The sequence below is a fragment of the Paraburkholderia sp. JHI869 genome (genome assembly GCF_038900775.1).
Taxonomy (GTDB): domain Bacteria; phylum Pseudomonadota; class Gammaproteobacteria; order Burkholderiales; family Burkholderiaceae; genus Paraburkholderia.
Genome location: NZ_JAYMSC010000042.1, coordinates 60,295 through 67,937, shown reverse-complemented (window position 1 = coordinate 67,937; position 7,643 = coordinate 60,295). Strand labels below are relative to the sequence as shown.

6 protein-coding genes and 2 pseudogenes are annotated in these 7,643 nt (G+C 62.4%); 1 reads left to right on the top strand and 7 read right to left on the bottom strand.

Annotated features, from left to right (window positions below):
* Nucleotides 1–31: 31 nt before the first annotated feature.
* The 3 genes and pseudogenes from VSR72_RS39335 to VSR72_RS39325 all read right to left on the bottom strand — a co-directional run.
* A complete protein-coding gene (locus VSR72_RS39335) occupies nt 32–1,210 on the bottom strand; it encodes a CaiB/BaiF CoA-transferase family protein (RefSeq protein WP_342957599.1) in 1,179 nt (392 codons plus the stop codon).
* Nucleotides 1,207–2,328 carry an extracellular solute-binding protein gene (locus tag VSR72_RS39330; protein WP_342957598.1) on the bottom strand — a complete coding sequence of 374 codons (1,122 nt, stop codon included), beginning with the start codon at nt 2,326–2,328 and terminating at the stop codon, nt 1,207–1,209. Before VSR72_RS39330 ends, VSR72_RS39335 begins: the two co-directional genes overlap by 4 nt.
* Nucleotides 2,329–2,499: 171 nt before the next feature.
* Nucleotides 2,500–2,734: pseudogene (locus VSR72_RS39325) on the bottom strand (ISKra4 family transposase); the annotation flags it as partial.
* 1 nt (nt 2,735) lies between these two features.
* On the opposite strand from VSR72_RS39325, the pseudogene VSR72_RS39320 reads away from it, so the two are divergent.
* Nucleotides 2,736–3,558, top strand: a pseudogene (locus VSR72_RS39320) (LysR family transcriptional regulator); the annotation flags it as partial.
* Nucleotides 3,559–3,629: 71 nt separating this feature from the next.
* Here VSR72_RS39320 and VSR72_RS39315 read toward each other — a convergent pair.
* The 4 genes from VSR72_RS39315 to VSR72_RS39300 all read right to left on the bottom strand — a co-directional run bounded on the left by VSR72_RS39315 (nt 3,630) and on the right by VSR72_RS39300 (nt 7,418).
* Entirely contained in the window at nt 3,630–3,962 is a 333-nt protein-coding gene (locus VSR72_RS39315) for a hypothetical protein (RefSeq protein WP_342957597.1), read from the bottom strand.
* Between the two features lie 563 nt (nt 3,963–4,525).
* A complete protein-coding gene (locus tag VSR72_RS39310; RefSeq protein ID WP_342957596.1) occupies nt 4,526–5,530 on the bottom strand; it encodes a substrate-binding domain-containing protein in 1,005 nt (334 codons plus the stop codon).
* A gap of 29 nt (nt 5,531–5,559) precedes the next feature.
* Nucleotides 5,560–6,600 (bottom strand): ABC transporter permease, encoded by a 1,041-nt coding sequence (locus tag VSR72_RS39305; RefSeq protein WP_342957595.1) that lies wholly within the window; start codon nt 6,598–6,600, stop codon nt 5,560–5,562.
* Entirely contained in the window at nt 6,597–7,418 is an 822-nt protein-coding gene (locus tag VSR72_RS39300) for an ATP-binding cassette domain-containing protein (RefSeq protein ID WP_342957594.1), read from the bottom strand. Before VSR72_RS39300 ends, VSR72_RS39305 begins: the two co-directional genes overlap by 4 nt.
* Between the last annotated feature and the right edge of the window lie 225 nt (nt 7,419–7,643).

The window sequence follows — 7,643 nt, the reverse complement described above, 5'->3', positions numbered from 1 at the left end:
ATCCCCGCCATCCCCGCCCACCCCGCGTGATTCAGCGCGCCGCGTTCAGGCCGAATTCCGCCAGCACGCTTTCGCTATGTTCACCCACGCGCGGCGCGGCGCGTGAAGCCGCCGCCCGCATGCCGTCGATGCGCAACGGCGCGCGCGTGGTGCGCACCGGCGCGCCGCCGCCGCGCTGCACGGTCTGCAGCATGTCGAGGCGCGCGAACGCTTCGCTTTCGACAAGACGCGGCCAATCCAGCACTTCGGCGCACCAGACATCGTCCGGGCGCAGGCGCGCAAGCCAATGCGCCGTGGTCTCGCGCATCAGTTCGGCAGCGACGAGACGCTTGATTTCGTCGCGCCGCGTGAAAGCCTCTTGCGCGCTGTATTCGAGCAAGGGCGGCAACGGCAGCGTGGCGGCGAGTTGTGCGAGCGGCATCATGGCGAGCGCGAGATAGCCGTCCGCCGTGGGATACACGCCGTAAGGCGCGGCCAGATAAGCGTTGGCATTGCGATAGCCCGCGCGCTGCGGCGCGCGCCCGCCATCGTTGAGGTAGGTGGTTAGCATTTCGAACTGCAGATCGATCAGCGCTTCGAGCAGACTTGTCTGCACCTGCGCGCCCATGCCCGTCACCGCGCGTTGCACCAGCGCGGCGAGTATGCCTTGCGTGAGGATGTGCCCCGCCTGGATATTGGCGATCGAAAGGCCCAGCGGCACGGGGCCGTCGCCATCGTTGCCGTTGAGCCACGTGATGCCCGAGAGCGACTGCGCGAGCAAGTCCTGTCCCGGCAGCCCAGCCCACGGCCCCGTTTCGCCGTAGCCCGATACGCCCGCGTACACGAGCCGCGGATTGATCGCGCGAGCCTGCTCGTAGCCGAGGCCAAGACGCTCGATCACGCCGGGCCGGAAATTCTGGATCAGTACGTCCGCGCGCGCGACGAGTCCTTTCAATGCCGCAAGATCGTCCGCGTTTTTCAGGTCGAGCGCGACACTTTCCTTGTTGCGGTTGATCGCGTGAAAGAGCGTGGAATCGCCAGCGATCTCCGTATCGGTGAGATACAGCGTGCGGCAGATATCGCCGCTGCCGGGGCGCTCGATCTTGATCACGCGCGCGCCGAGATCCGCAAGCCGCAGCGCGGCTGAAGGGCCCGAGAGAAACTGCGCGAGATCGAGGACGAGCAGACCTTCCAGCGGAGCCCGAGCCGGCGCACGCAACGGCGCGCTCATGCGGGCAGGCTCGCGCGAAACAGGCTGTTCAGATCGTCGATGATCACCTCTGCCGGGTCGTTCTCGCGCAAGCCGCGATTGAGCCGCTGCGAGGCCGCCTCCTGAAACGCCATGTAGCCATCGTGGCGCGGCCTGACCCAGGCGCCTTCCAGCGTGGCGCGCGTGGCGCGGTAAAAATCGTCGGACTGCGCGTTCACCGTGTCGTCTTCCCACGCGGCCGCGTGTCCAGGCTGCCCGCCCGCGTGCGCGAACGGCCCGCGCTGCGCCTCGGCGCCCGCGACCCAAAGCGCGAAGGCGCGCGCCTCATCCTGATGCGCACGCCGCGCCGAGACCGCGATGCCCGTGCCGCCAAGCGCCGACCCCGCGGGGGCCTCCTCGTCGAACACGGGTATGTTCGCGAACGCGATGCGCACGGGACGGAACTGCGCCCAGGCATAGTTCACATAGCCATAGACGAGCGGCACACAATCGATGCGCGACGCCGGCTGAGCCATGTTTTCGAATACGGCGATCGGGTCCTGCTCGAAGCACGCTTCATCGACGTAACCGGCCAGTTCCCGCAGACGCTCGCACGCGCGCGCGGCAATCTCGCGCTTGAAGAGATCGGGGCCACCCACCGCGCCTGCAGCGCCCAGTTGAGCGCTGAGCGTGTACAGGCACATCAGCGAATGCGGCGGGCGCAGCGGTAACGCGACGCGGCCCGCTCGCGCCAGTTGCAAGACCTGCTCCCACGTGCGCGCCGCGGCAGCCAGGCGCTCGCGGCGCCACGCCTGAACCTGGGTCGCGGCGTCGATCGGCAGCGCCCACTGCTTGCCGAGCCAGCGGTAGCTTGCAAACGACGCCCCGACCGTGCCGCGCGCAATGTCCGCAAGCGCGTCGCCGTCGAACGGCCGCAGGCACCCCTCCCGCGTGACCTGCCCGACATGCGGATGATCGATCACGATGAGGTCGTAACGCTGCGCAAGTTCGTCGACGGGGAACGATTCGAAGTCCTGCAACGAGCGGCGATCCCATTCGATCTCCACGCCCGTGCGGGCCTTCCACAGCGCCGAGCAAGCCACGAGCGGTTCGTAGCCGCGCGGATGATTCCACGTCATGCCTTTGAGTTTGAGAGTCATGGTCGGTTACCGGTTTGCGCAGATTCGCGTATTCAGTCGATACGCCGCCGCATTTCACAGGTGAACGTTCTGTTTATAAGCGTAATCATGTGACCTTGGCCTTGGAAGTGTCGACCAGGGTTTTCCGCGAGCCCGAAAATGAAAGAAAACGCCACCCTGGAAGCGGGGGCGCTATGCCGCGATTTGGCGCGTATGATCGCTGACAGCGAGCGTCGGATACCAACGCTCGAAGCATGAACGCAGCTGCTCATTCAAGACCGCTGTCCGTCCGCACCTGCGGTAGACCCTGCGCATGCAAAGGTCGCCACGCCATCTGCTGCCGCTTCACGAACCGCTTGGTGACCACCCGATTGACCGCCGATTCGACGAAACTCGAGGTGATCGGCTCACCATGACGGTAGCGGTTTGCGACCTCAACGATCGCGCAAAATCACGGCGCTGGAGGAAATGTTGGGCGTGCCGCTGCTGCACCGCTCGACCCATCACGTCGCGCTCACCGAGGCGGGCAGCCTGTATCACGCGCGTGCCGTTTCGATGATCGCGGACCTCGACGACACGCTGCGCGTGGTGGCCGAACTCGATGCCGCGCCGAGCGGGCCGCTCAAGCTGACCGCGCCCGTCGCGTTTGGACGGCGTTACCTGGCGCCGCTGGTCGCGCCGTTCCTGGAGCGCTATCCGGGCATTCAGCTCGATTTGCGCCTCACCGATAACCATAACGACATGGTGTCGGGCGGCTTCGACCTCGACATTCACGAGGGCGAGAACTACCTCGACAACCTGATCGTGCAGCCGATCTCGCGCAACGACAGCATTCTGTGCGCGTCGCCCGCCTATCTCGCGCGGCGCGGCAGGCCATTAAGCCCGGACGATCTCGCGCAGCACAACTGTCTGCGCTATCTCCACCCGGAAGGCGATCCGCGCTGGCATCTCTCGAACGGCAAGCGCGTGGAGGCCGTGCTGCCGCTCGGCAACCTGCAATCGGACCACTCGGAACTGCTGCTGGAAGCGACGTGTGCGGGGCTCGGCATTGCCGAATTTGAAATCTGGCTGATACGCGACTTGCTGGTGAGTGGCGCGCTCGAAGTGGTTTTACCCGACTACCGCCTCGATAACGCGCTCACCGGCAAGCAGATTTATATGGCGTATCTGCCGAACCGGCGCTTTTCGACCAAAGTGCGCGTGCTGCGCGAGTTCCTTGCGGAACGCTTGAAGGGAATCGGCAAGCTGTAACGCGGTTGTGCGTCAAAGACGGCCGGGACGCATTTTTACGGGGTGAGCTGGCGAGAGCGCAGGCCTGCCCGCTACAAGATGCCTACTACGCGCGATGGCACGCCGAGGCCCGGATCGACCCAGCGGTCGCCCGCGGGCATGACCGTGTGGTACGACGTATAGTCGATCTGCCAGTCGTTGAGTACGTCCTTGCATTTCGGACAGCATGGCTTCGAGACGCCAATGCGTGGACATTGCGTCAATAGCCCGAGCGACTGGAGCCGCTTCAGGATCTTCATTTCCGCGTGCAGGGTATCGCCGCCTTCGCGCACGATCTCGTAGTTGTTCGTGAGCGTGCCGTAGTAATCGACATGGCCAAAGTATTCCGCTGCGTCGACGGGGCGGCCAATCGAGGCATCAGTCAAAACAATTTCGTGATCCGTCAATTCGATAACGTTCGACGCGATGTACCACTTACTATTGACATACGCCACTGCCACACAGTCCACATGTGACCGACGCTGGCGCGCTTTTGAAGCTTGCATAGTGGGCGTTCCCACGTTGAGTCCTCCTGTCCTGCTCCAATTCAGCGCAAGGATATAGCTGGCGACCTTGTCGTCCCAGCTCATGGTCCGCATACGTTCGTTGTGGTATCCGTCATGATTGAAATCGAGTGCCTGAAACGGCATGATGGACTCCCGTCGGTGAGAAAAGCGATCATGCTTTTCAGAATTGCGAACCCACTAAAACGTAGTTCATTTTTTTCGCCGATACAAGCGATTGCCGCCGTTGATAGCAGCGTGCCGTGATGGGGAGGGAATCATCAATGCCGAACTGGGGCTTATTTGAAGAGGCGCTTTTCAGTACCAGGATCGCGGCGCTATGCGCGTTGCATTGATCGGTTGCATAGCGCCGCGTGAGACCGCCACCGCGGTGAAATCTTGACCGGTTTCACCGCAGCTCGCGCTCAAAATCGCATTACCCGCCGTTAGCGGATTCCGCGCTTGATCAGCGGAATGAGCGAGTCGATCGTCGCGGGTGTCTGAACACCCGCACCGGTGTTGATGGTCAGTCCTGCGAAGTGATATGCCGCGGAGAGCACGCACTGTGTGACCGGCAGGAAGCCCTGCAAATAGAGCTGCTGGTCGAGCGTCGCGGTGAGGTATTTGTTCTGCAATCCTGAGATCGTGGCGGGCGCGAGATCGATGCCGCCGACGACGATTTGCCCAGGCTTCTTGCCAGCCTGCTGAAGCGCCTGCGGAATGAATCCGGTCACGCCACCGTGCTGGGTGCCAATCGCCTTCAGATCAGGGTGCGCCTGAATGAAGGCGACCAGGATCGGCACGGCGAGCGATGAATCGGCATCCACCTGAGGTGAGATGTTGAGCCGGGTCACCTTCACACCGGCCTTTTCCAGCGTCTCGGCGAGTCCTCGGTCGGACTGGCTACGCACACTCTCGTTGAAGACACCGTATTCGAGCGCCTCGTCGCCCTTCTTGAGCCCGGCGTTGAGCATCGCCTGAGCGGTGATCTGGCCGCCGATGTAGAGTTCGACGCCGGCGTAGCCGAAGCCCTTGGCGTCGTAAAGCTTCTGGTTATCGGGTAGCGGCGTATTGCCGACGGTCACGATAATGCCCTGGTCTACCGCCTGTTTGATCAGAGGGGCGAAGGCGGGGTCCCCCGGATGGCCCATGATGCCGATACACGTCGGCTTTGCCGCCATCGCCTGGCGGAACTGCGCGAGCATCGTTTCCGGGCTCCATGCTGAAAACTGCTCGATCACCTTGATGCCGAAGGCGTGCCCCGCGTCCGCAGCGCCGGTCTGACGTGGCAGCGTCGCGCCGTCGCCGGGGTTGCCGCCCATCTGCATATACATCGTCATACCGGCGCCGAGTTGCCCCGACGTGGTCGGTTCGGTGGCACCGGCAGTCGGCGCGAGGCCAAACGCAAGAATGCTCGCTGCCAGGAGGCATCCCGTCATGGTCTTGATCATGTCTGCTCCTATCTCCTGATTTAACGGCTTTATCGCCGCCCAAGCCTGAACCTTTCGCGTAACACGCGCAGCCTGGCCGGATTCTCGACCAACAAATGCAGGATCACCGCGACGATGAACACTACCCCTTCTATCGCCTGCACCCAGAAACCGGCGATACCTGTCGCAACGATTCCCGCTTCCAGCATGCCAATCACGAAAGTGCCGAAGAACGTTCCCACGATCGTCGCCGTGCCGCCGAACACCGAGGTTCCGCCGATGAACACACCGGCCAGCGCCGGCAGCAGGTAGCCTTGCCCCTGGGTCGAGAAGTAATTCAGATTCTCGAGCGTGAGCAGAACCGTGGCGAAACCGGCCAGCACACCCATCAGCGTGAACAATTTCACCGTCTCGCGTAGCACGTTGATGCCCACGACCTTCGCCACGTTGCGGTTGTCTCCGATGAACAGCACATGCTCGCCAAAACGGTGGCGGTTGAGGATGAACCACATGAATATGGCGAGCCCGAGCGCCCAGATCGACTGCATCGGGACCACATCGAACAACGTGCCCGCGAATACCGCATAGGCTGAACCGCTGGCGAGCTGCTGTAGCGCATTGGAGAGCCCGCCGGAAAGGATCGAAGCAACACCGGCCCAGAGGAACTGGGTGCCAATGGTCACGATGATTGACGGCACACCGACCACCGCGACCAACACTCCGTTCACCACGCCGACCAGCGCGCCGCCAGCCAGCGCCGCAACAATGGCTAACCAGGCCGATCCCGTGGTGTTCACGCACCAGGCGAACAGAAAGCCCGAGAACGCCATGACCGAGGGAAAGGACAGATCGATTTCCCCCGCTGCAATCACCAGCGTCAGCCCGATCGCCAGCACCACCAGCGGTGGCACGGTGGTCAGAAAAGAGAAGTAGATGGGCCAGCCCAAAAAAACGCGCGGCGCGGTTGCCATGAACAGGCCGACCACCAGCGCGAACACGACGAGGCTCGGCAAACCCTCCATGCGAGCAAAACCCGGCAGGCGCAAACTCACTAACCGCGCGAGCCGTTTTTCTTTTAGCGGATCACTCACGTCCTTGTCCCTGCAACCGGTGCCGGCCCGTGTCCGCTCTGCTGCAGCGAAATCAAATAACGGGTGAGCGCTTCGAGGCTCATCTCACCGGACTTGATATCCGCGACGATCCGGCCGCGATCGAGCACGACTAGCCGATCGGCGAGTTCGTGTACATGGGCGAGGTTATGTTCGATGTAGATGCAGGCGCGGCCCGACTCCTTGATCGAGCGAACAAAGTCGAGGACCTTGCGCACCTCGCTGATGGCAAGCGCCACCGTGGGTTCATCGAGAATGATCAGATCGCTTTCGAAATACATGGCCCGTCCGATCGCGACGCCCTGACGCTCGCCACCGGAAAGTTTCGCAATCAACGAATCGGCGTCGATTCCGACGCCGCGGAAACCGAGCTGCTGCTTCAGAATATCGTTGGCGATGCGCCGCTCTTCGGCGACATTGATAAAACCGAATCGATTGGTGATCTGCCGGCCGACAAAGAAGTTACGCCAGAGCGGCTGCTTCTCGCCCAGCGATTTCTCCTGATAGACCGTTTCGAAGCGCAGCCGGTGCGCCTCGCGCACGGAAAAGCGGCTCCAGTCGACCTCTTTGTCGCGGATGAACAGCTTGCCCGTACTCGGCCGCACAACGCCGGTCAGCACCTTGATGAGCGTCGATTTACCTGCGCCGTTGTCACCGATAAGTCCGACGATTTCGTTGCGCCCTATGGCAAGGTCGATACCGGAAAGCGCCCGTATCTTGCCGTAGGACAGGCTGATGCCCTGCGCGCGCACGATATCGTGCCAGGCGCTCGTAGCGGGCGCGGCATCGCTCGCCGTCACGCTGCGCTCCGGCTCGAATGAACCACCGTGATGTTGTGTACGACGATAGCCATGGAACTTTCTCCTTCGCTTATCGATCGCCGCATCAACTTACATTGGAAATGTTTCTGGAATTTAGCCAGACTTATAGCCTAGTTCAAGAATCGCCTGACGAGACCGCTTTTTTCATCGGGAAACCACTAATCCCGGGCATCTGAATAGCGAAACGTAAGGGATCGGCCTGCG